The organism is Collinsella sp. AF02-46-1, from assembly GCF_003465825.1.
GTDB lineage: Bacteria > Actinomycetota > Coriobacteriia > Coriobacteriales > Coriobacteriaceae > Collinsella.
Genome location: NZ_QSBV01000001.1, coordinates 91,128 through 113,867 on the forward strand (window position 1 = coordinate 91,128; position 22,740 = coordinate 113,867).

24 protein-coding genes are annotated in these 22,740 nt (G+C 59.4%); 2 read left to right on the plus strand and 22 right to left on the minus strand.

Annotated elements, in window-relative coordinates:
- Nucleotides 1-271 precede the first annotated feature (271 nt).
- Entirely contained in the window at nucleotides 272-1,129 is an 858-nt protein-coding gene (locus DWV20_RS00405; RefSeq protein ID WP_117806188.1) for a MurR/RpiR family transcriptional regulator, read from the plus strand.
- Between the two features lie 221 nt (nucleotides 1,130-1,350).
- Here the strand turns inward: DWV20_RS00405 and DWV20_RS00410 are convergent, their stop codons facing one another.
- The 14 genes from DWV20_RS00410 to alaS all read right to left on the minus strand — a co-directional run bounded on the left by DWV20_RS00410 (nucleotide 1,351) and on the right by alaS (nucleotide 14,548).
- Complete coding sequence (locus tag DWV20_RS00410; RefSeq protein ID WP_118256075.1) at nucleotides 1,351-2,979, minus strand: DNA repair protein RecN; 1,629 nt, start codon at nucleotides 2,977-2,979, stop codon at nucleotides 1,351-1,353.
- Nucleotides 2,969-3,829: an NAD(+)/NADH kinase gene (locus tag DWV20_RS00415; RefSeq protein ID WP_117758136.1), complete on the minus strand. Its 861-nt coding sequence runs from the start codon at nucleotides 3,827-3,829 to the stop codon at nucleotides 2,969-2,971. Before DWV20_RS00415 ends, DWV20_RS00410 begins: the two co-directional genes overlap by 11 nt.
- Nucleotides 3,826-4,629, minus strand: coding sequence for a TlyA family RNA methyltransferase (locus tag DWV20_RS00420; RefSeq protein ID WP_117758184.1), 804 nt, complete (start codon nucleotides 4,627-4,629; stop codon nucleotides 3,826-3,828). The genes DWV20_RS00415 and DWV20_RS00420 overlap by 4 nt, the downstream gene beginning before the upstream one ends.
- A gap of 35 nt (nucleotides 4,630-4,664) precedes the next feature.
- Nucleotides 4,665-4,904: an exodeoxyribonuclease VII small subunit gene (locus tag DWV20_RS00425; RefSeq protein WP_006233978.1), complete on the minus strand. Its 240-nt coding sequence runs from the start codon at nucleotides 4,902-4,904 to the stop codon at nucleotides 4,665-4,667.
- A gap of 2 nt (nucleotides 4,905-4,906) precedes the next feature.
- The gene (gene nusB, locus DWV20_RS00430) at nucleotides 4,907-5,494 is read right to left on the minus strand and encodes a transcription antitermination factor NusB (protein ID WP_118256076.1); all 588 of its coding nucleotides are present in this window, start codon (nucleotides 5,492-5,494) and stop codon (nucleotides 4,907-4,909) included.
- Between the two features lie 3 nt (nucleotides 5,495-5,497).
- The gene (locus DWV20_RS00435) at nucleotides 5,498-5,860 is read right to left on the minus strand and encodes an Asp23/Gls24 family envelope stress response protein (RefSeq protein ID WP_117629319.1); all 363 of its coding nucleotides are present in this window, start codon (nucleotides 5,858-5,860) and stop codon (nucleotides 5,498-5,500) included.
- A 24-nt stretch (nucleotides 5,861-5,884) separates the two neighbouring features.
- Nucleotides 5,885-6,448: an elongation factor P gene (gene efp, locus DWV20_RS00440; RefSeq protein ID WP_006233983.1), complete on the minus strand. Its 564-nt coding sequence runs from the start codon at nucleotides 6,446-6,448 to the stop codon at nucleotides 5,885-5,887.
- A 160-nt stretch (nucleotides 6,449-6,608) separates the two neighbouring features.
- Nucleotides 6,609-7,739 carry a Xaa-Pro peptidase family protein gene (locus tag DWV20_RS00445; RefSeq protein WP_118256077.1) on the minus strand — a complete coding sequence of 377 codons (1,131 nt, stop codon included), beginning with the start codon at nucleotides 7,737-7,739 and terminating at the stop codon, nucleotides 6,609-6,611.
- Nucleotides 7,740-7,871: 132 nt separating this feature from the next.
- A complete protein-coding gene (locus DWV20_RS00450; RefSeq protein ID WP_117773838.1) occupies nucleotides 7,872-8,981 on the minus strand; it encodes a hypothetical protein in 1,110 nt (369 codons plus the stop codon).
- A complete protein-coding gene (locus DWV20_RS00455; RefSeq protein WP_099431675.1) occupies nucleotides 8,978-9,511 on the minus strand; it encodes a shikimate kinase in 534 nt (177 codons plus the stop codon). The genes DWV20_RS00450 and DWV20_RS00455 overlap by 4 nt, the downstream gene beginning before the upstream one ends.
- An 8-nt stretch (nucleotides 9,512-9,519) precedes the next feature.
- A complete protein-coding gene (locus DWV20_RS00460; protein WP_099431674.1) occupies nucleotides 9,520-10,017 on the minus strand; it encodes a YqeG family HAD IIIA-type phosphatase in 498 nt (165 codons plus the stop codon).
- Nucleotide 10,018: 1 nt separating this feature from the next.
- Nucleotides 10,019-11,452, minus strand: coding sequence for an endolytic transglycosylase MltG (mltG, locus tag DWV20_RS00465; RefSeq protein WP_233539736.1), 1,434 nt, complete (start codon nucleotides 11,450-11,452; stop codon nucleotides 10,019-10,021).
- The gene (gene ruvX, locus DWV20_RS00470; RefSeq protein WP_035138185.1) at nucleotides 11,445-11,873 is read right to left on the minus strand and encodes a Holliday junction resolvase RuvX; all 429 of its coding nucleotides are present in this window, start codon (nucleotides 11,871-11,873) and stop codon (nucleotides 11,445-11,447) included. The genes mltG and ruvX overlap by 8 nt, the downstream gene beginning before the upstream one ends.
- Nucleotides 11,874-11,890: 17 nt before the next feature.
- Nucleotides 11,891-14,548 (minus strand): alanine--tRNA ligase, encoded by a 2,658-nt coding sequence (alaS, locus tag DWV20_RS00475; RefSeq protein WP_118256168.1) that lies wholly within the window; start codon nucleotides 14,546-14,548, stop codon nucleotides 11,891-11,893.
- A 194-nt stretch (nucleotides 14,549-14,742) separates the two neighbouring features.
- Here alaS and DWV20_RS00480 point away from each other — a divergent pair, with 194 nt between their 5' ends.
- On the plus strand, nucleotides 14,743-14,982 hold the full coding sequence (locus DWV20_RS00480) for a hypothetical protein (protein WP_117773841.1): 240 nt from the start codon (nucleotides 14,743-14,745) through the stop codon (nucleotides 14,980-14,982).
- Nucleotides 14,983-14,988: 6 nt separating this feature from the next.
- On the opposite strand, the gene DWV20_RS00485 is transcribed toward DWV20_RS00480, so the two are convergent.
- From DWV20_RS00485 to DWV20_RS00520, 8 genes are all read right to left on the minus strand, one after another.
- A complete protein-coding gene (locus DWV20_RS00485) occupies nucleotides 14,989-16,401 on the minus strand; it encodes an AI-2E family transporter (protein WP_118256079.1) in 1,413 nt (470 codons plus the stop codon).
- Nucleotides 16,398-17,189: an RNA polymerase sigma factor SigF gene (locus DWV20_RS00490; protein WP_117635146.1), complete on the minus strand. Its 792-nt coding sequence runs from the start codon at nucleotides 17,187-17,189 to the stop codon at nucleotides 16,398-16,400. Before DWV20_RS00490 ends, DWV20_RS00485 begins: the two co-directional genes overlap by 4 nt.
- A gap of 1 nt (nucleotide 17,190) precedes the next feature.
- Entirely contained in the window at nucleotides 17,191-17,568 is a 378-nt protein-coding gene (locus tag DWV20_RS00495) for an ATP-binding protein (RefSeq protein WP_118256080.1), read from the minus strand.
- Complete coding sequence (locus DWV20_RS00500) at nucleotides 17,561-18,148, minus strand: hypothetical protein (RefSeq protein ID WP_118256081.1); 588 nt, start codon at nucleotides 18,146-18,148, stop codon at nucleotides 17,561-17,563. Before DWV20_RS00500 ends, DWV20_RS00495 begins: the two co-directional genes overlap by 8 nt.
- A gap of 100 nt (nucleotides 18,149-18,248) precedes the next feature.
- Nucleotides 18,249-19,598: a replication-associated recombination protein A gene (locus DWV20_RS00505; protein WP_197032187.1), complete on the minus strand. Its 1,350-nt coding sequence runs from the start codon at nucleotides 19,596-19,598 to the stop codon at nucleotides 18,249-18,251.
- Nucleotides 19,599-19,658: 60 nt separating this feature from the next.
- Nucleotides 19,659-20,906, minus strand: coding sequence for a deoxyguanosinetriphosphate triphosphohydrolase family protein (locus DWV20_RS00510; RefSeq protein ID WP_117736297.1), 1,248 nt, complete (start codon nucleotides 20,904-20,906; stop codon nucleotides 19,659-19,661).
- A 31-nt stretch (nucleotides 20,907-20,937) separates the two neighbouring features.
- Nucleotides 20,938-21,360, minus strand: coding sequence for a prepilin peptidase (locus DWV20_RS00515; protein ID WP_089571722.1), 423 nt, complete (start codon nucleotides 21,358-21,360; stop codon nucleotides 20,938-20,940).
- Between the two features lie 81 nt (nucleotides 21,361-21,441).
- The gene (locus DWV20_RS00520; RefSeq protein ID WP_118256082.1) at nucleotides 21,442-22,737 is read right to left on the minus strand and encodes a glycosyltransferase family 2 protein; all 1,296 of its coding nucleotides are present in this window, start codon (nucleotides 22,735-22,737) and stop codon (nucleotides 21,442-21,444) included.
- Nucleotides 22,738-22,740: the final 3 nt, after the last annotated feature.

Genomic DNA, 22,740 nt, shown 5'->3' on the forward strand with positions numbered 1-22,740 from the left:
TGTCCCTCCTTTTTAAGTTTTGCGCCCGCAGGCGCTCCCCTACACGCGCGTCCTTGCGCGCTTTTCCACAACTGAAAGATACCAACCTACCGTCCGCGTGAGAAGAGACACGGCGCAATTCTCCGGTGAAAGGTTCTTTCATAACCGTAAACGGTAGGTGAAAGTTTACCATCAACACTTGAAACGGCAAGGTGTATCTTGTAATTGAAAATCCCCCTATACTATGACATTACAAAACGAGTCCGATTATCATGCCAACCAGGAGCCATCCATGACCGATAGTAGCAAGAGCGCACTTTCCCTCATTAGTACCCATCAGGGATACAGCGAGTCAGAGCAGCGCATTGTCGACTATATATTGGAGCACCAGTCCGAGGCGCCACGCCTCACGGCAGCTCAGCTCTCGCGCGCCGCCGCCACGTCCGAGGCGACCGTTTCGCGCTTCTGCCGCAAGCTTGGCTTTGGCAGCTTCCGCAGCTTTCAGTTTTCCCTGGCGAGGGATTTGGAAAGCCAGCGCAACGAGGGCCTGACTGACGAAGTCTCACTCGACAACATGGAGCAGAGCCTTAAGAACATCCTGGCTGCCAAGGTGAGCGAGCTTAATGCGACCATCGACGGGATCGACCACGATACGCTGGCGGCTGTTGTACATGCCCTTAAGCATGCAGGGGTTATTGAGTTTGCGGCTGTGGGCAATACGAACGCGGTCGCGCTCGATGCGACATTTAAGTTTTCGCAGCTGGGCCTTCGCTGCATGGCGAGCACCATCAGCGAGACCTCGATCGGGTTTGCGCTCACACTACGCCCCGGCGACGTCATCGTGCTAATCTCAAACTCCGGCAAATCGCGCCGACTGAATCGCATGGCAAAAGCGGCTCGCGACTGCGGCGCAACCGTAGTCGTCATCAGCAGCGACAGCAAATCCCCGCTCGCGCGCCTGGCAGACTACACTTTTAATACCGTCAACCACGAAGCGCTGCTGACGACGGGCGACTTTGCGTTCTCTAAGATAAGCGCCACAATGATCATAGAGGTCATCTACAACTTCCTGCTGCCCGAAATCGAGGACGCCCGAGAGCACATCAGCTACTACGAGGAGCTCATCCAGCCGGATAAGGTCGTTGAGTAGGTAAATTGGGGAGCCGATAGACGCCTCTCGTCACGAAACACGCCCATCTACTACGTTTTAACCGCAACCGCCAACCATACACCCAAAATAGAGAAAACCGCAGGCGTTCTACCTGCGGTTTTCTTTTTGCAATTCTTGGCGTGGTTGCCGATGCCCTACCAAACGTAGTAGATGGACCCATTTCGTGGCGGCCGGGTTGGACATGCATGTGGCGGCTCGGCCTAGGCACGCGCCTCCGCAAGCATCTGCCTGGCGTGCGCCAGGCTTGCCTCGGACTGATCGCCGCTGAGCATGCGGGCGATCTCGGCGGTACGCGCTTCGCCAGTTACCTCGTCCAAATGCGTCTGGGGAACATCGCCCGGTTCCTTGCTGACGACATAATGCTTGTCAGCCATGACGGCGACTTGCGCCAAGTGGGTTACGACAATCACCTGATGCGTAGCGGCGAGATCTGCCAGCACGCCCGCGAGTGCACGCGCCGTGGAGCCACCGACACCAGCATCGACCTCGTCAAATACCAGAGTGTCGACACCATCAGCATTACCCAAGACCACCTTGCTCGCCAACATGACGCGGCTAAGCTCGCCGCCCGACGCAATTCGGCGCAGGGGACGCGGCGTCAAGCCGGCACCGCTGCGATACAAAAGCTCATAGCTCGAAGGACCCGCCGGCGTCCACTCGGCGCGCGGAAGATCACGCGACTCCCAAACGAGCTCGGCGCCGCCCATCTCCAAGCGTGCCATCTGACGACCAACCTCGTGGCAGAAGCGCGGGGCCGCCGTATTGCGAGCGCGCTTAAGCGCCTTGGCAGCGGCAAACAACTCGCGCTCAGCAGCACCAAGTGATTCGCGCGCCTTTTTGATCTGTTCATCGCCATCATCGACCAGGGACAGCAGCTCTTGCGAGCGATCGCGCATGGCAAAAACATCGTCCATGGTGGGACCCCACTGACGCAACAGGCCCTTGAGGTCGGAATACCGCTCACGCATGCGAGCGAGCTCGCGCGGGTCGAAGGCGACGCCATCGCGATAAGCACGCAGCTCGTTGGCGCAATCCTCGAGTAAGATGCAGGCATTCGAAAGTGCGTCGGCGATGTCACCCAGTTTGCGATCGACGGTAGCCATTCGAGAAAGCTCTGCCACGGCACTGTTCACGGCATCGAGCGCTCCCCCTTCGGCGGCAAGCGATGCATGGGCATCGTTAGCCGTCGCCACCAAGACCTCGGCGTGCTCCGAGCGCGGCAGCAGCTCCTCGAGCTCCTCATACTCGCCCGGCTTGGGGTCGACCTCGCCGATGCGCTCGAGGGCAAAGCGCGCCTCCTCGACGCGGCTCCCCTGCGCACGTGAGGCCTCTTCGACGCGTCGAACCTCCTTGGCGGCAGCGCGCGATGCCTTAAAGCAGGCGCGATACGCATCCAGCGCCTCGAGCGCAGAGCGCCCTGCCCACGCATCGACCATCGCAACGTGATGCGCCGGGTCGAGCAAGCGCTGGTGCTCGTGCTGGCCGCACAGATCCATCATCACGCCAACGCGCTCCGAAAGCTCGCGCACACTGGCGATGCGGCCGTCAATCTTCACGCGGCTGCGGCCCTCGGCAGAAAGGCTGCGCTGGACCGTGAAGCCTTCCGTGTCGTGCGGGCCGTCGAACAAGCGCGCCTCGACACTCGCCAGCGCCTCGCCCTCGCGCACCGTCGACGAATCCGCGCGCTCACCCAAAATAAGCTTGAGGGCCGAGAGCAGCGCGGTCTTGCCGGCACCGGTCTCGCCGGTCAGGACAGTCAGGCCGGTACTCGGCACCAGCGTCGCCTCGCGAATGAGTGCAATGTTAGAAACCTGCAGCTCATCGATCATGACGCACTCCGTAGAACACGCGGCTCACGGAGTTATAAAAGCTCTCGGGACCGTAATCGAGAAGCAGCACATCTCCGGGACCGCGACGCACGGCCACGCTCTCGACCGTGCCATCGCAGGTAATAAACTGTCCGTCGATGGCAATCGCCGGCACGCTCGGGCGATCGTCGGACATAAAGATCTCGACTACATCGCTCGGCGAGGTCAAAAAGGCGCGAGCCTGAATGGTATGCGGGGCGATGGGCACACAGACCATACCCGTGTAATCGGGGCTGACAATGGGACCGCCGGCGGAAAGCGCATAGCCGGTGGAGCCGGTCGCCGTCGAAACGACGACACCGTCGCCGCGCAGGCGATCGATATGATGGCCGGACACCGTGATGTCAAACTCAACCATATCGGACAGGGGGCCGCGCGTAAGTGCCATATCGTTGAGGGCAAACGTGCGCACGACATCCTTCGTGCCATCGTCGCGCACGGACACGATATCCGCGGCGATAGTGGCGCGGCGGCTCACGTGCAGCTCACCGGACAGAGCATCGCTCACGACCTGCAGAATGTCGCGCTCCTCGGGGCTCGCAGCAGTTAAAAAGCCCAGGTGACCATAGGAAAGACCAAGGATAGGAATCTCGCGATGGTTGAGGATGCGGGCAGCGCGCAGCAACGTACCGTCGCCGCCGAGCGTAATGACCAGATCTGAGCCATCAATATCAGGCGTGCTTTGAATCTTCGATCGCTGGTCGGCAGCCCATGCGACCTCGTAGCCCTGGCGCGAAAGCCAAAGCTCGAGCATCAGACCGCTCTCGACGGCCTCTTGCTTGTAGTAATTGGGAACCAGAAAGACCTTCATAGCGTTGCAGCTTTCTCGCTCAAAACCGATACCTGGGATTGCAGCTCATCGTCGGTACGTCCGCCGGGGGCAAACCTCATGCCGTACAGGAAAAACTCAACGTTTCCCTTGGCACCATGAATGGGCGACACGCACACATCGACCGGGAACAGCCCCTTGGCAGCAAAGAGTTCAACTGCCGCAACGAGTGTATCGCGGCGCACGGCGGGGTCGGTCACAATTCCGCCCTCGCCCACCAGCGCCGCCGGAGCCTCAAACTGCGGCTTTACGAGCGTGCAGAATGCACCCGTAGGCGCCAGGCACGCCAGCACCGCATCGATAATGTTCGCGATGCTGGTAAACGAGACGTCACACACAGCCAGGTCGATAGCGCCGGCATAGCCAAGCTCGGGCAGCTGCGTCACGTTTGTGCGCTCATGCAGCGTCACGCGATCGTCCTGACGCAACGACCAATCGAACTGGGCGCGACCCACGTCCACCGAGACAACTGTCGCAGCTCCGCGCTTAAGCAGGCAATCGGTAAAGCCGCCGGTAGAGCAGCCCACATCCAGACAGGCAAGGCCCGTCGGATTGATACCAAACGCATCAAGCGCGCCTTCGAGCTTAAGACCGCCGCGGCCAACATAGGGAATGCGCCCCTTCACGTGCAACGGCAGGCCCGGGGTCACCTTAAGGCCCGGCGAAGTCAAGCGCTCGCCGCCACTCGAGACCAAGCCGGCCATAAGAGTGCGAAGGGCATCCGCGCGATCGGCGCAGATGCCCTGTGAAATCAGTTCGTCATCAAGACGCACGCGTTTCATGAATGCCATCAACCATTCGTATCCAGAGATGCGGCCTAGCTATCCTGGGATTCATTTGCCGCATCCTCATCGTATTCCTGCTCGAGCTTGTCGGCCTCACGCGGCGTCAGCTCAAACTTGTCGACCATATCGACCGCGCGGGAGCCCAGCTCAATCGCTTCGTCAAACAGATCGAGTGAACGCTCCAAGGAGGTATCTTTGGAGCGAACGGTAGCGATGATCTGGTCCAGACGGTCCGAGATCTCGTCAAAGTTGCGTACAGAACCCTCTGGCATGGCTACTCCTCGACGGAGTCGGCCTCGACGGCCTCAGCAGCGTCCACACCCTCGGCCAGCACACCAGCCTCAGCCTGGGCAACCGCAACTTTAGCGGCAGCCTCGGCAGCCTGGGCCTCCTCGCGAGCGCGATCCTCGGCGAGCAGCTCTTGGTACAGGTCCTCGCCCGGCAGCTCCTCGCTGCGAGCGATCTTGCCCAGCACGCCGTTGACGAACGACGCGGACTGGTCGGTGCCGTAGGCCTTGGCAAGCTCGACGGCCTCGTTGATCACGATGGCGTCCGAGACCTCCTCGTCGGTGAGGAAACGCATCTCGTAGACGGCGATACGCAGCAGATTGCGGTCGGCGCCGGGCATGCGCATAAGATCCCAGTTCTTGGCGACGGCGCGCAGGGCACAGTCGATGCGATCGATATGCTCGTAGGCACCGCGGCACAGCTCCAGCGCATAGGGGTCGAGGGGGCCCTTCGAGATCAGGAAATCGCCCTCGAGGACGCGCTCGAGCGGGCTGTCCGTGGCCTCGGCCTGGAACAGCAGCTGCAGCGCCTGACTGCGGGCAAGCGTACGCCCGCGATAAACCTTAAGGCTCAAAGGTTACTCCTTGGGGAAAACGAGGCCGTCGATGCAAACGTCAACGCGCTCGACCTCAACGCCCACCTGGGCATCGATGGCAGCGACCACGGCAGCGCGAACGGCCTCGGCGAGTTTCTTGAACGGATAGCCAAAGAACACCACAACGCGCACGGTGAGTGCGAGCTTGTCGCCGACGACCTCGGTCTCGACCGCCGGCTCGGAAGCCGGGGCCTTGGACGAGAGCATCATGGAGACAAGGTTGGTGGCAAGGTCCTTGACGCCAACGGAGGCGATGCCCTCGACATCGGACACGGCGCGCGAGACGATGGCGGTCAGAACATCGGGCGAAATGCCGATGCCGTCAATCTTGATTTCCTGGGGCATGAGTCCTCCTAGAAGAGTTGGTTGCTAGACGCGGGAGACGAACTTGCCGTCGCGGGTGTCAACCTTGATGACCTCGCCCTCGTTGAGGTACATGGGGACCTGGATGACAGCGCCGGTGTCGATCGTGGCCGGCTTGGTGGAACCCTGGACGGTGTCGCCCTTAAAGCCCGGGTCGGTCTGGACGATGGTGGTCTCGATGAACATCGGCGGAGTCACGCCCATGAGCTCATCGTCGGCGAAGAGCAGCTGGCAGATGTCGTTCTCGCGCAGCCACTTGGAGTTCTCGCCCACCATGTCCTCGGGAACGGGAACCTGCTCATAGGATTCGTTGTCCATGAAGATGTAGTCGGTGCCATCGTTGTAGAGGTACTGGAACTCACGGGTGGTGAGCATGACGCTCTCGAACTTGGTGCCGGCGTTGCAGGTGTTCTCGACGACGCGGCCGCTCTTGATGTCGCGGGTCTTGTAGCGCACAAACGCGCCGCCCTTGCCCGGCTTGACATGCTGGAACTCGACGATGGTGTAGACCTTGTCCTTAATGCGGAGACCGAGGCCGTTCTTGAAGTCGGCGGTAGAAATGGTAGGCATAGCGACCTTTCTTGTTATGGGCAGAACGCACAAGCGTCCAAATTACATACGAGCGAAATTATACACTTGCAGACGGCGCCTGCAGCGAGCGCATAAAAAGAGAACGCGGGGCGTCCGAATTGCTCCGGAGGCCCCGCCCCAAACTATCTACCGAAGTAGACTAGCAATCGATGACGTGAAGGTCATGCGGCGTCTTGGTGAAGGGCTCGTAGCCGTTCTCGGTGACCACGCCGTAGTCCTCCAGGCGCACGCCGCCCACGCCGGGCAGGTAGACGCCGGGCTCCATGGTGATAACCGAGCCGACCTCGATGATATTCTTGCTGCGGTTGAAGTTGGGCAGCTCGTGGATGTCAATGCCCACGCCGTGGCCCAGACCATGGTTGTAGTAATCACCATAGCCGGCATCGCCGATGATCTTCTTGGAAAGCTTGAAAATGTCGTTGCCCTCGACGCCCGGATGGATGGCGGCGACGCACTCCTCGTGCGCACGGCGCACGAGCGCGTACAAGTCGAGCTGCTCCTGCGTGGGCTCGCCCATCACGACGGTACGAGTCATGTCGGAGCGGTAGTCGCAATAGCCCGCGCCATAATCCATGAGAACGAAGTCGCCCTTCTCGATCACGCGGTCGCTCGGGACGGCATGCGGGTTGGCGGTGTTGGGGCCGCTCGCCACGATGGAGCCGAAGGCCAGGCTGTCGGCGCCGTTGGCGAACATAAAGTTCTCGAGCTCGTTGCGAACCTGCTTCTCGGTCATACCGGGCTTAATATAGCCGAGCATGTGCTGGAAGGCGGCGTCGGTAATCGACTGCGCATGGCGCATGAGCTCGATCTCCTCGGCGTCCTTGATGGCGCGCATCTTGCGAATGTCGTCATGCATCCGCGGCAGCATGCAGGCGACGGAACGATCCTCAAGGCCACGCTGGATACCCTGGTAGAAGTTGATCTGCATGTCGTCCTCGACAGCGCAGACACGGCACTTGTTAGCCGCGATCTTGCCGGCGACCCAACCGGGGATGGTGCCCTCGTCCATGTCGTAGACCCAGGGGCTGCCGGCGGACGTGTTCTCCTCAAAGCTGTTGAGATAGCGTGAGTCGGTATGGAACAGGCACTGGTCGGCCGTAATAAATGCAGCGTGCGGGAACTCGAAGGTGTAGTCGAAGACGCCCTTCACGCCCGTGAGCCAACGAAGGTTGGCCTCGTCGCGCACGACGATAGCGTCGTAGCCGCGCTCAGCCATCAGGGCACGGACACGCTCGATACGACCGGCAGGACCGGCAGCAAACTCAGACATGCAGATTCCTTTCTTATTGTCCTCATAAAAGCGGGACGGGCCTCGATCGAAAGATGGAATCGCGCGCGATTCGCAACCGATTGGAAACCCGCCCCTCAACATGATACGAAAGACGATGTATGTCAATAAATCCTAGAGAAGTTCTTTGCGAGAAGCCAAGTATGCGTGAGCATGGCGGTCGAGAACCTCGTCCTCAACGCTCGTTAGACGAATGGCGCCGAGCGCCGCGGGCAGCGGCAACATGCTGCGGTTCGAGCGAACAAACTGCTGCCTGCGGAACTCCTCGATATATGCGGCAGGCTCCAGATCGAAGGCAAGCTCCTCGATACCAAAGTCCTCCAGGCAGTCATCGACCTCAAAGACGTAATCGATATCAAAGTCGCAGGCATCATGTGCTAGGCGCGCCTCAAAGCGCATCCCCTCGGACAGCAGCTGGTAGGCAGGAACCTGCACCGCGGCTTTGCCCAGGCAGACGCGCAGAGTACGCTCCCCCGTCTTGCCAAAGTCTAGAGCGTGGCGGGCGCTGGGATTCGTAGCCATCAGTACGTCCTTACGGGCAGTCTGAGACCACTGAACGGCATTGACGAGCGCGACCTCCTCGCCCGCGAGAATCTCGGGGACGGTCTCGGTAAACTGATTCCAGCGGGACTTGCTGCTCGAAAGCATGGTGCCAACAAGTACCACATAGCCAAGTTTGAGGTCATCGGGGTCCGCCTCGCGAACAAGATCAAGGTCACACACGACCAACCCCGGCTCGGGACGGAACGCGATAGCGGGAAGCGCATTCGCCGACGAGGCAACGAGCGGCCTCATGGTCGTCGCGACCGTGAGCATGGCGTCAAACGTCGTCGGCAGCAAGGCGCACTCGGTGCGACCGCACCACTGATTGGCACACCAGCAAACGACTGAGCAGGTCGCCGTGTCGCCGACAGCGACAACGAGATCATCGCAGGTAATGCCGTTAGCCGACAGCGCGCCAAAGACGGTATCGGCATCGACCAGCGTAGCACCGGCAGGCGAAACCTCGAGGACGAGCGGCGACACGGCAAAACCGGCGTCAACCAGTGCATGCTCGACAACCTCGCCAAAACGCTCGGATGTGGCGTCGTTCCAAACCACCATCGCACGCTTAGGCTTGCCCACAGCCGAGGCAAACATGCGCGACAGCTCCTCGAACGCCCCCAATCCGACGCGGACATCGACACTGCGGTTTTGGAAATTGATAAGTTGACGGCGAATCATAGCAGTCCACGCTCCAAAAGCATCTCGGCACAAAGGTAGGAAACGTCCTCGAAGGACTTGTTGCGAATATCAAGGGTAATATCGGCCGCCTGGCGATACAGCGGACGGCGATGCTCAAACAAGCGCGCAGCGTGCTCGGGCGAGCGGAAATCGGGCCGGGTATCGGAGCGACGAATCTGGCGCAACGAGTCCTCAAAGTCGCCTTCGAGGTACACGCATGTACCCATCTCGTGCATCAGCTCAATGTTCACCGGCGTCTCGACGATGCCGCCTCCGCACGATACCAGCAGGCTGCGCTCGCTTTGAAGCGAACGGAGTGCCGAGGTCTCGAGCTCGCGAAAACGATCCTCGCCCTCGGTCTCAAATATCTCGGTCACCGACTTGCCACATCGACGCACAACCAAACGATCGGTATCGATAAAACGCCGCTTGAACATAGTGCCGACGTTGCGCGCGAGCGTCGATTTGCCCGCGCCCAAAAAGCCGATAAAGAAGATATGGTCGCAGCCGTGTTTGATGTGCTGAGACATGGCGAAACCTATTCCTCGCAGGGAAGGTCGCGCAGGGCCCGGCGCTCAAAGATACGGAAGATCTGCGTGTACCACAGGTCCTGGGTTGCCTGCGGCTTGACCAGAATAGTGTCAACGCCGGCAAAGTTACCGCTCCACACGTCCGTGTACAGCTGATCGCCGATCAGCACCGCCTCGTCTGCCGTGGCGCCAAGGCGCTTAAGACCCGCCTTCAAGGCAAACGGGGCGGGCTTCATGGCGTGGCTGATGGCCTCGAGTCCCAGCTCGCGTGCAGAGCTCATGACCTGATCGCGATGCCAGTTGTTGGACACCATGCACAGCTTAAAGCCTTTGGCGCGGGCGGTATCGAGCCAAGCGGAAACCGCGGCGGGAACCTGCTCGGTGTCGCGCGGAACCAGAGTGTTATCGCGATCGAGCAGAATGGCGCGTTTGCCGTCGGCCCACAGGGTATCAAGGTCGATGCGATCGACCGAGGCAACGTATCGTTTGGGGCTAAATATCCTCATGCTAATTCCAAGACTGTTGATGCTCTTCGTAGGTTTGCGAGAAGTACTCCTCGTCCTGCGTAATGTAGAAATACAGGTCATCGGAGTCGGTCGGCTCAAGCGTGGCCTTGAGTGCCTCGAGCGACGGAGAGCAGATGGGCGTGGGTGGCAGGCCCTCGTGCTTATAGGTGTTATACGGACTATCGCTCTGCAGGTCGTCGGCGGTAACCTCGCCACCGGTGACATACATCATGGTCGCATCGCTGTTGAGATAGCGCAGACCGTCGAGCTTGCCGGCAAGGCGGTTGTAGAAGACCGAGCCCACGTGTGCACGTTGATCGGCGTTGAGGCCCTCGCGCTCAACGATAGAGGCCAAGTTGACGATGTCGTAGTCGGACATCTCCACACCGTAGCGCTCCTTGATCTTGGCTTCGCAGCTCGCAAAGTCAAGCGACTTGTACTCAGTCTTAAACTGATCGAGCATGGCGCGAATCACGTCATCGGCCGTCGGCGAATCACCCAACGAATAGGTCTTGGGGAACAAGAAACCCTCGAGCGAGTCGTTGGCGGCGCCCTTAAGGAAGCTATAGTCATCCACGTAATTGGAGGCCTTAGCCTGGTTGAGGAAGTCTTCCTTAGAGATGCTGTCGTAGGCCTGGGCCACACGGTCGGCGACTTGATCGACCGTCAGGCCCTCAGGGATAGTCAGCGCATTGGAGCCCGCGTTAGGACCTTCCATGAGCTGCTGAACAACCTTGGTCGCATCCATGAGCGTGGTGAACGAGTAGGTACCAGGCTTGAGCGACATATCGGCGTTGAGCTTTTTCACCGCCGCGTAGTAATCCTTGGGATTTTCGACGATATGGTTCTCGGAGAGAATCGAGGCGATCGCATCACCCGAAGCACCGTCGGGAATGGTCACCGTAACCTGCTGACCAGCCGTGACCTTCGTATCCTCACCGGCAAAGAAGCCCTTGACGGCAGGCACGACAAAGAAAGCGATAGTAGCAAGCGCGATAACGGCCACCACAACGCCGATGATCATAGGAACCGGAGAACTCTTCTTTAGAGCACCGCGACGAGCATGCGTGTTGTAGCTCGAGCGGGCCGCCGGAGCAACGCCATGCGAACCGCGAGCGTGATGCGAATGCGATTGGGGGGCCTGCGTTCGCTGAGTAGGTGCCTGATGCTTAAAGCGAGCACCGCCTGCAGGCTGAGCCGAACGAGCAGCGGGCTGCTGAGCCGCGTGAGAAACCGGATACTGAACCGAACGAGCAGAAGACTGCTGACCCGTCCGTTGAACAGGTTGGGCCGAACGAGAGGAGAACTGCACCGGGCGCGCGGCAGATTGAGCTGCGCGCTGGGTCGGCTGTGCCGGACGCTGGCCAGGCTGAGCAGGGCGCGACGACGGCTGACGTGTACGATTCGGCTGGCGCGGATCGGGAGCGCTAGGCATGCGAAACCTCCTCGTTTTTACGATCAAGCCACGTCTGCAAAAACAGGCTGGCGGCAATCATGTCAATCTTGCCCCTCATCTGCTTTTCGTTGAGGCCCTGCTCGCGCAGGATACGCTTGGCCTCTTGCGAGGACAGGCGCTCGTCCTCAAACTCCAACGGAAGATCGAGCTCGTCGGCAATCTTTTGCGCAACAGCGGCAACACGCTCGGCCTGGGGACCGGGCTCACCGGCCATGGTCAGGGGACGCCCACTTACCAGGATATCGGGCTCATAGTCCTCGACCAGGTAGCGGAACGTCTTGGCCATACCGGTGACCTCTGCAGCCGGGAGCACCTTGACAGGCATCGCCATCTTGCCATCACGGCTCGAGACGGCGATGCCGATCCTGGTCTCCCCTATGTCCAGCGCAAGCGCGACCACAGCGACTACCTAGATTCTTAGGCGCCGAGCGCGGTCTTAGCGGCCGCAAGGGCATCGGCGATGCCGGCGGCATTCTTGCCACCGGCCTGGGCCATGTTGGGACGGCCGCCACCGCGACCGTCGACCAGGCCCGCGATCTGCTTGATCACGTTACCGGCGTGGAAACCGGCCTTGACGGCGTCATCGGAGCCGGCGGCGAGCAGGGCCGGGGTGCCCTTCTCGGTCACGCTGGCGACGACGCAGGCGACAGGACCGGCGACCTTCTGGTGCACGGTATCCCAGACGTTGCGCAGGTCGGCAGCCTCAAGGCCCTGGAGCTCAGCGACGACGAGCTTGTAGCCGTCGAGCTCGACGGCGCCCTCGATGGCGCTGGAGATAGCGTCGGAGGAGCCACCGGTCAGCGCCTTCTTGAGCTTGTTGGAAGTCTCGCGCAGCTCGGCCTGCAGGTTCTCCACGCGGGCGGGAACCTCATCCACGCGGCACTTGAGCGCAGCAGCGGCGGCGTCGACGAGCGCCAGACGGTCGGCCATGTAGTCGAGAGCACCCTTAGAGGTCACGGCCTCAATACGGCGGACGTTGGAGCCCGTAGAGGACTCGGAAATGATCTTGAACAGGCCGATCTCGGCGGTGTTGGCAGCGTGCGTGCCACCGCAGAGTTCGCGGGAGAACGGCTGGTCCTCGGCGCCCACGGAGACAACGCGGACGACGTCGCCATACTTCTCACCAAACAGGGCGACAGCACCGGCGGACTTGGCCTCGTCAATGCCCATGACGCGGGTCAAGACCGGCTTGGAGGCGAAGATCTGCTGGTTGACCAGGTCCTCGACAGCCTTGAGCTGCTCGGAGGACAGGGCCTCGAAGTGCGTGAAGTCAAAGCGCAGGTGCTCAGGCGTCACCAGCGAGCCGGCCTGGGAGACATGCTCGCCCAGGACCTGCTTAAGCGCGGCGTCGAGCAGGTGCGTGGCGGTGTGGTTGCGGCGCAGGAAGCCACGGCGCTCGGCGTCAAGCGTGGCGGTCACAGCGGCACCGACAGTCAGCGTGCCATCGACAACGTGCGCGACGTGGGCATACAGACCGTTGTGGTTCTTGGTGTCGGCAACGGTCAGAACAACCCCCTCGGCGGAAAGCTTGCCGGCATCGCCCTGCTGGCCACCCATCTCGGCATAGAACGGGGTGCGGTCGAGAACGACCTCGACGTCCTCGCCGGCGGCAGCGGACTCGACGGACTCGCCGTTGCGCACGATGGCAACAACCTTGGCGCCTACGATCACATCGTTGTCATAGCCGTCGAACTCAGTCGCGGCGACCTTGTCGGAAAGTTCGACCCACACGTCGTTGAAGCTGCCCCAGGCGTCGCCCTTGGCATTGGCGCGGGCGCGGGCCTTCTGGTCCTCCATGCAGGCGGTGAAGCCGTCCATGTCGACGTCGTGGCCAGCGGTGCCGGCGATCTCGACGGTCAGGTCGATGGGGAAACCAAAGGTGTCGTGCAGCTTAAAGGCAACATCGCCCGGAAGCACAGCGCCCTCGGCAAGCGCTGCCAGGGCCTCATCCAGGTAGACGCGACCGTTGTCGAGCGTCGTGGAGAAGCGCTCCTCCTCGGAGGCGACGATACCCTTGACGAGCGCGACGTTCTTGAGCAGCTCGGGATAGGCCTCGCCCATCTGAGCGTTGACCTCGTCGATAAACTTGGTCAGGAAGGCGCCCTCGATACCCAGCAGGCGACCGTGGAACACGGCACGGCGAAGCAGGCGTCGAAGGACGTACTCGCGACCCTCGTTACCGGGCAGGATGCCGTCCGAGATCATAAAGTCGACGGCACGAGAGTGATCCGCGATGATACGCAGCGAGCGGCTGGCACCGGAGTAATCGTCGGCGTCATAGGTCTTGCCGCTGATCTCCTCGCCCAGCTTGATGAGGTGCTGCATCAGATCGCCGTCGTAATTGGCGGTCTTGTGCTGCATGATGGCGGCCATGCGCTCTAGGCCCATGCCCGTATCGAGGTTGCGGTGCGGCAGCTCTGGCATGGAGCCGTCCTCCTGGCGGTCGTACTGGGTAAAGACGAGATTCCAGAACTCCAGGAAGCGGTCGCAGTCGCAGCCGGGCTTGCAGTCGGGGCTGCCGCAGCCAACCTCCTCGCCCATGTCAAAGTAAATCTCAGAGCACGGACCGCAGGGGCCGGTGGGGCCAGCGGCCCAGAAGTTGTCGTCCTCGCCCAGGCGGGAGATATGATCCTCGGCAACGCCCAGGGAGCGCCACACATCGTGGGTCTCGTCGTCCTCGGTAAAGACAGTAAAGTACAGGCGGTCGAGAGGCAGCTTGAACTCCTTGGTAATGAGCTCAAAGGCCCAAGCGCAGGCCTGCTGCTTGGAGACGCCACCAAAGGAGAAGTCGCCGAGCATCTCAAAGAAGGACAGGTGACGGCCGTCCTCGCCGATGCAATCGATGTCGTTGGTGCGGACGCACTTCTGGCAAGAGATTGCGCCGATCTCCTTCATGGTCTTCTTGCCCTGGTAATACTCCTTAAACTGGTTCATGCCGGCGTTGGCAAGCAGCAGCGAAGGATCGTCGGGGACGAGGGACGAAGAAGGATAGAGCTTAAGACCGCGCTCCTCAAAGAAGTTGAGGAACTTAGAGCGAATCTCAGCCGTAGTCATTGACGGGTAGTCAGCACTCATAGAGGGAATCTCCTCGGTTTCACATCGAAACAGTTCAAACGTAACGATATTACCATCCCACCGCGCCTGTGCAAAAAAGAGGGCCGCCAAACAGCGACCCTCCAGCGAAAGTGCACGTTATTTAGTACTGTGCGATCCTTTGAAAAAGGGCTGCTGTAGAATTACATATAAGAGTCACCCGGAAGGAGAGATCGATGAAAAGCAAACGTTTTTTCCTCAATGCACTTCTGTTAGCGACACTTTTAACGCTTTTGGCTTTCACCTGCTGGTACGCAAACCAACCAGCATTTGGCTACGTGTTGTATGCAGTAATGTCCGGCGATAAGGCTTATTACACTCTACGCGCAATTGACATTCTCTTTTTCTATGTTGCCGGCCCCTTATCAATCGCTTTGCTCGCGTTTCTTGTCATTTTCAACTTCAAGAAACGTTAATAGGACCTATTTAGAATCCGAGTCGTCCATGGAGCCGTCGATGCCGGTTTTTGTATCGTCGTCCGTGTTGGAGTCATCGTCCTTGGCAAAGGGGTTCTTGAAGAAGCCCGTGGCATCGGGCTGCAGACCAGAGATCTTAATCCAGGGATTATCGAGCTCGGGCTTGGGCATGGCCTTGGCCTCGGGCGCAGTCTCGTTGCCGATGAGTTCGGACTCGTAGATGAAGGTGTCGTCGCCGAGCGCGTCGTAGGCGGCGACCGGGTTGCCATCGGCATCGCGGTACGGCGTGCCCTTAAACACGGCGCCGTCATAGGCCACAAGCTGTCGGCCGGTCTCATTCTCGAAGTAGTACACGAAGATACCCTTGAGGGCTGCACACAGCGGGATGGCAATAATCATGCCGATGGGGCCCATGAGTGCCGAGCCAATAACGAGCGCCGTGAGGCTCATGATGGGATGCACCTGCACCGAGCTCTGCATGACCTTAGGCGAAATCACATTATCAGTGACGTTTTGCGCGACCATCGTCACGATGAGCGTCCACAACGCCAACATGGGGCTGAACATGAAACCGAGCACTGTGGCGATTGCCGCGCTCACCCAGGGGCCGACGACCGGAACCAAATGCATGATGCCGGTAAAGATAGCCATGAGCGCCGCATACGGATGGCCGATAATCATAAAACCAATAAAGGCGAGGAAACCACCGCAGATGGACGTCACGACCATACCGCGCATGTAGCCGCCGACAGAGCGAGAAAGGATGGCGACCATAAAGCGGTACGAAGTCTCCTTCTCCTGACCGATGATGGTGCAAATCTCGTGGTGCATGCGAGGATAATCGCAGGCCATCCAGTAGGCAAGCACCAGACCAAGGAAGATCACGAACAACTGCGAGGCCGTATTGGTGATGAGCGGGAACACACCGCGGCCAAGCTCGGCAGCGATCTGAGACACATACTTCGATGCCACGGTAACCAGCGACGAAAGATTATCGTCCAAATACTCCATGAGCGGCGTGTTGTTGAGCGTCTTGACATGCGAGACCATCTCGTTGAGGTCGCCACCCGCAACACGAAGCTGCTCGGGCAGGCGGCTCAGGACTTCCATGATCTGACCAAAAAGAATCGGCGACAAGATGCAAACAACACCGACGAGCACGGCAACAACAACAATAAGCGCTATAAGCGAACCGATGCCGCGATTCACGCCATGATGCTCGAGCCAGTTGGTGATCGGGGACATCACAAAAGCAATGATGGAACCGACTGCCAAAAACTCGATGACCGGTGCCAGGATGCCCATAAGGTTAAAGATGACGGCAGCGATGACAATGCAGCCGACGACGCCCCAAATGCGCAGCGTCAGAATACGGGTATCGCGAAGCGTGCGGTCGATTTGTTGGGGGTGCTCACTCATGAACGAACCATCACTCCGTCGGGGTCGATCTTATCTTGAATCTTCTTAAGCGTGCGGCGCAGCAGACGCGAAACCTGCACCTGCGAGATGCCCAGCTTCTTGGCGATCTCGATCTGGGTCATGCCCTTCACAAAACGCAGCTCGATAACCTCGCGCTCGCGCGGCGAGAAATCGCGGATGGCTTCCTCGATTACCAGACGGTCATCGGTAAAGTCGAGCTCGTTGTCATCGTCGGCGTAACGATCGAGAATCGAAGGCGCATCATCGGAATCGGACGCACCGGGGGCCTCGATGGGCACCGAGGTGTAGGCCGAGGACGATTCCATGGCTTCGAGCACCTCGTCGACGGTTACGCCAAGATAATCGGCGATTTCCTCAACCTTGGGCGAACGCTGAAGCTCGTTGGTGAGCTTGTCGGTGGCCTGGTTAACCTTGGCAGAGAGCTCCTGCAGACGACGCGGCACGCGCACACTCCAGCCCTTGTCGCGGAAGTGGCGCTTAATCTCGCCCAAGATGGTGGGCGTGGCAAACGTCGTGAACTCGAGTCCGCGCTCGGGATCAAAGCGATCGATAGCCTTGAGCAAGCCCAAGTACCCGACCTGCAAAAGGTCATCGAGCGGCTCGCCGCGGTTCTTGAATTTGTTGGCAAGAAACCTTACCAGGTTCATATGGGACATGACGAGCTGCTCGCGAGCATCCGGATCACCGGTCTCCTTATAACGACGAAACAGCTCGCGGGTTTTCTCCTTGTCCCAAGCGGTCTTGCCGCTCCGGGAGCGTTCGGTCATATTAGATATCCGCCTTGAGGTCGAGGGAAAGCGTTAGGGGCGCTGTAGTCTTTTCGTAGGAGTCGCACACACTCGCCAAAATGAGCTCGGCATACACGGCAGCCTGGTCATCCTCATCGACAGTCGCCTGGTCGCCAAAGGTAAAGGTCATGCCCACATGCGATTCGTCGACATCGAATTTGATCGAGATATTGTCGGAATCAACAGCCGTGCAGCCAAAGATGAAGGCTTCTTCGGCAGCCATACGAATGTCCTCGATGCGATCGACGGACATAGAGCACAGGGCGCCGACGTTGGCGGCCGTCATGCGCACCAAGCGCGCGAGACGCGGATCACCGGCAACGCTCAGCGTAATGGGGCAGGTTGCTTCGCTACTCATCGCAGGACTCCTCGGAGGTCTCGGCAGGCGTATAGGTGTAATACTGAGCAGGCTTAGCAGCGGGCTTCTGAACATCATCGTCGTCAGCAGCGGCATCGTCGTCGCCAATCAGAACGCGCTCAGTGGGCTGCTCGGCCTCGGCAGCGGCAGCGGCGAGCTTGCGATCGGCGTCGGCTGCAGGAGCCTTCACCTTATTGAAGAGCTTCTGCACGGCGCCAGCAGCAGAATCAGTCACGCTCGATACGGCATTGCTGGCCTCGGCCACGCTGCCCGTGACCTCGGAGATGTCGCGAACGACCGCCTCAACCTCAACGAGGTTAGACGTCAGAGCATCAACGGCAGTCTTGCTCGACTTGAGGAGCGGCTCCATCTGGGCAAGTGCCGGCGTAAGCTCGTCAACGGCGCCATCAAGCTTTGCCACCACGGGCTGAGCCTCGGCAATCGTATTGTTGAGGTCGGTTACCGTCTTGTCGAGCGAATCAACGACGGTGCGGGTCTTGCGCAGCGTGAGCGCGAGCTCGACAACAGCCCACACGCCGGCAACGGCGAGCACCAGCAGGGCGATTTGAATGGGACTCATACAAGCCTCCCAAAGGAATCGAAATACAGACGCTGTTCATGGTACCCCAAAGGGGACCGAACATGCCAAGCGTGAGATCCTGGGACAAAATAATCAGCAGTTACTTCGGTGCATTCCCGCTGCGGTCGCGTTCGCTTTGCTCTACGCGCCATTCTTCCCAACCGCGGCCGGCAGGCTGCCAAAATGCACCGCGTTCTAAGCCTTCGGGCAAATAGCGCTGGTCGACCCAGCCTTCGGGATAATCGTGCGGATACTTATACACACCGTATTCATCGCTGCCCGGGCGATGGCGATCGCGCAGGTAGCTGGGCACCTCGCGAAGACCACTGCTGTGGATATCGGCCAGCGCCGCATCGATCGAGGCCTCGCACGCGTTGGACTTAGGCGCCAGGCACACATAGAGCGCAGCCTGAGCCAGGTTGATGCGACACTCGGGATAGCCAATGACCTCGGCAGATTTAAATGCGGCATGTGCCACCAAAAGCGCCTGCGGGTCGGCGTTGCCAACATCCTCGGAAGCCTGAATCATAATGCGGCGAGCGATAAACTTGGGATCCTCCCCTGCATCGATCATGCGCGCGAGCCAATAGATCGTGGCATCGGGATCGCTGCCGCGCATAGATTTAATAAACGCACTGATAATGTCGTAGTGCATGTCACCGTTTTTGTCATACGAAAACCCACGACGTGGATTGGCGATCTTCACGTCATCCACGGTAATGGGATAGCGTTCCCCCGCCGCCGGCGCTGGCGTTCCCTCAGTATCGGGACGCGTAACGGCAATCTCACTCGCAAGCTCGAGCGTCGTGAGCGCCGAGCGCGCATCACCCGCGGCCAGCGTGCAAATGGTCTTGACTGTATCCTCATCGGCCGAGAACTTACCGTTTAAACCCTGCGGCGCCTCGAGCGCACGCTCAATGAGCATGGCGATATCCTCGTCCTTCAGGTGCTCAAGCTCTACCACACGCCCACGCGAGAGCAATGCCGAGTTGACCTCAAAGTACGGGTTTTCCGTCGTGGCGCCAATCATAATGACGGTGCGGTTCTCGACCGCATGCAGCAGGGCATCTTGCTGCGACTTCGAAAAGCGATGGATCTCATCGATAAACAGAATGGTGCGGCGGTCGTAGGTGTTCAGACGGGTCTTAGCCTCATCGATTACGCGGCGCAGGTCCTTCACAGTGCCCGTCACGGCGCTGACCTCGACAAACTCGCTCTTGGTATGGTTGGCGATAATGTGGGCCAGCGTCGTCTTACCCGTACCGGCCGGCCCGTACAGAATCACGCTCGAAAGCACATCGTGCTCGATCGCGGCACGCAACCATGAACCCTTACCGACGGCCTTTTGCTGGCCCACATACTCGTCGAGCGAATTAGGGCGCATGCGCACCGCAAGCGGCGCATTCTGAAAGGAACGCTCGCGCGTCGAAGCAGAAAAAAGGTCGTCCATAGCCATCCCGTGCATCAATCAAAAACGTTTTCCACAAACAGTATACCGAATAAATACGAACTACCGTTCGTTAATATAGGTACGATGCGGAAACTTTAGACCCGGGAACAGCTTGCTCGTCAGCTCGCAGAAATAACCGTCCGTCATGCTCGCGATGTAATCCACCACGGCTTGATCCTTGTCGTCCTGCCAGGCATAGGTACGATCGTAGTAGGAAAGCTGCTGCTCAATGCGCGAAATATGGTGCTTAAAGATATAAGAGGACTCGTCGCCACTGTTTAGATCCCGCAGGCAACGGTCGTAGAGCTTTTCGAACGCCTCGCGCAGCTCCTCCTCGGAATCGCCTTCGATACCGCCCTTGCTATAGATCTTCTCGTAGTTCTCGCGCTTGGCTCGGCGAATTTCCTCAAACAGGTCCTCGCTCATCTCGATGCGCGGCTTACCATAGCTATGCTCAACGATATCGATGGAAGCGTGCGTGAGGATCCAGCTGTTATAGGCGCCGCCCCGACCATCGTCAAAAGCGTCGGGCGAAAGCAGACCCGCCGCGATCGCATCCTGACGGTCACGACCGACGTAGGCAAGAATATCCGAGATGCGAACGACGCAGCCCTCGAGCGTCATGGGACGCAGGTGCCCAATGGCGCCATAGCCCGTGGCGATGCAGTCCTCGACCGCCTGATCGAACTGGTCAAAGGAGCCCATATCCGACAATTCAAACACGCGTTGCTCGTACTCGCCGTTATGGCATAGCACGCCGTCGAGCGTCTGGAGCGACACGTTGCGGCCATACAGGGCGTCGAGCACGCGGACCGACTGCACGTTATGGAAAAAGTAGCGACCCGTGCGCTCATGATAGATATCGTTGAGAAAACGCTCACCGGCATGGCCGAAAGGCGTGTGGCCCAAGTCGTGGCCTAAGCCAATCGCCTCGATCAGATCGCAGTTGAGCCCCAGGGCGCAACCGATATCGCGCGCAATGCGCGAAACAAGCTGCACGTGCAGGCCACGACGCGACAGGTCGTCGTTGCTGCGAAAACTGAAGACCTGTGTTTTGCCGGCATAGCGAGTGTACGCCGGAAGATGAAGAATCTTTTCGGTATCGCGCATAAACGCCGGACGCATAAGCGTGCCTTTGTCGGAGGCGCGATCAATACGACGAATGACCTGATCGTCGTTGCAACGATACGGGTTAACATAGCCCGAAGCACGATCGGTGGCAATGCGCTCGAAAAGTTCGGGCGACAACGCCGAGGGAATTCGGTCCATGCGCGCCTTAATGACGGCCGTTTCTTGATTAGTTGCCATGGCATGCTCCTTAAAAAGGATGCGCAATCGGTTACAATGTCCAGCCCACGACCTCGATTATGGCAAATATCGGCACCAAAAACGGGAGCAATGGCAGGGAGCGCGATTTTGTGAAGAGGCAGGAGAGGGCCAGGACCAGGAGCGCGACGGCAAATGCCACGATGCCGCCCAGAGGGTCGAGCGTGCAAAGCGCGAAAAGCGCCTTGGCATCCCCCATGCCGATGCCGGGGGCCTGGCGGAAACGCCGCCAAAGCGACTCGGTCAGCACAAGGGAAAGGTACACGATAACGGCAGGACCGGCGTGGTCAAGCGCCGTGTTCAAGCCCCTGTCCAGCCAAACGCCTGCAAACGCCGCCACGGCGCATGCGGCGGCAAGCGCGTTGGGAAACCGCCGTTCACGGACATCAATCACCGCACCGGCAAAGGCGCAGATCCAAAAGGGAATATAGACCATTGAACACCTCCCGGGGCAGTCTCTAAAAAGCAAAAACCACCACAGAGGTGCCTGTCCCCTTTGTGGTGGTTTTGGTGGTGGTTATTTAGCGCCCTGCATGACCTCGTCGAGGGTAACGTTGACGGCATGCTGCGTCGGGACCCAGTCGACCTTCAGGAACAACGCAGCCACCGTAATGGGGATATAGCTGAACATAAAGATCGGGAAGGTAAACAGGTTGGTCACCAGGCGCCACTTTTGCGCGCAATGGATGTGCTTGTACTCGAAGATAGTCGTGAGCAGCGCCAGGATAAAGAAGGTCTGATACATCATCGCGAAGGTCATAATGAGCGAGGCGGCACAAGCCTGCATCTCAACCTCGGTGGCCAAGAAGCCGTGCGAAAGCCCGCCCACGATGAGGAAGGTCGCGTTGGCGAGCATGGAGATCAGGGACAGCAGCATACCCGGAGCAATCGTCATAAACATGTCGTAGGCGGCAAAGCGGTGATAACGGAAGGTCGACTTGACCAGATGCTTACCGTAGGTAAAGAACACCTGGTAGAAGCCCTTGGTCCAGCGCATACGCTGCTTCCAGGACGCCTTAAACGTCACGGGCTGCTCGTCAAAAAACTCCGCCGACGCATAACCGATGCGAATGCCGTGAATGGCACAGAACGTAGTGAACTGGATGTCCTCGGTCAGCGTATGGAACTGCCAGCCGTGCATGCCCTCAATAACGCTAGCCGAGATAAGGTAGCCCGAACCCGATACGGCGCAGGACGTCTTGCAGATGTTGCGCGCGTTGTTGAGAAAACGCGCCTCGCGCAGATACCAAGTGGCATTCGCTGCCGAGATCCACGAGCTTCCGAAGTTCTTGGAGTTACGATAGCTCGTGACCACATGGAAGCCCTGGTCAAAGGCATCATTCATCTTGGACACGTAATCGCGGGCGATAACATTATCGGCATCGAAGATAAAGTAACCTTCAAAGGTGTCGGGATACTCGTTAAGGATACGGTCGAAACCAAAGTCCATGACCCAGCTCTTGCCTTTACGGGCCAGGTCGTTTCGCTCGTACACGACAGCGCCCGCCTCGCGCGCGAGCTGCGCGGTGTTATCGGTGCAGGCATCGGCGACGACAAAGACCTCGATGAGCTCGGACGGATAATCCTGGTCCTTGATGGAGCGAACGAGGTTGGCGATCACGGCCTCCTCGTTATGCGCCGCGATAAAGAAGGCATACCGGTGGAGTTTTTTGGCCTTGGGAGGCGCGACCTCGCCGCGGAGAGCACCGATGACAAAGAAGACCACCTGGTACAAGAAGCAGACCGTGAGCAGCGTGACGACAATCTGGTTGAAGATCACGATGGGTGTGTTGGTTTGTAAAAAGGCGAGCATGCA